At 41.5% G+C, this 545-nt stretch carries 1 pseudogene; it reads left to right on the top strand.

The features are described 5' to 3' along the window. A pseudogene (locus OM075_RS25495) lies at positions 1-545 on the top strand (transketolase); the annotation flags it as partial.

Here is a 545-nt window from a genome sequence, read left to right as displayed (position 1 = left end):
GAGTTAGCAGCTAAATTTGCTAAATTCTTCTCAGGTGATGCTCCGGAAATTGACTACAGTGCTATTGAGCAAAAAGCAGGATCTGCAACTCGTGCCGCTTCAGCTACAGTATTAGCAGCTTTTGCTGATCAGGTTGAAAATATGATTGTTTCTTCTGCTGACCTTGCAAACTCAGATAAAACAGATGGTTTCTTAAAGAAAACCAAGGCTTTCGAAAAAGGAGATTTCACTGGTCAATTCTTACAGTCAGGAGTAGCTGAGTTAACAATGGCTACAATTGCGAATGGTATGGCATTACATGGTGGTGTTATCCCTGTTGTAGGTACATTCTTTGTATTCTCTGATTATATGAAGCCTGCTGCTCGTTTGGCTGCTTTACAGCAATTGCCTGTTAAGTATGTTTGGACTCACGATGCATTCCGTGTAGGAGAGGATGGACCAACTCACCAACCAATTGAGCAGGAAGCTCAAATTCGTTTAATGGAGAAGTTGAAAAATCACCACGGAGAAAACTCTATGTTAGTACTTCGTCCTGCTGATGCTGA

Source organism: Plebeiibacterium sediminum, from assembly GCF_026013605.1.
Lineage (GTDB): Bacteria > Bacteroidota > Bacteroidia > Bacteroidales > Marinilabiliaceae > Saccharicrinis > Saccharicrinis sediminus.
The sequence above is the reverse complement of the archived record's forward strand: the minus strand, read 5'-3'. Positions and strand labels throughout refer to the sequence as shown.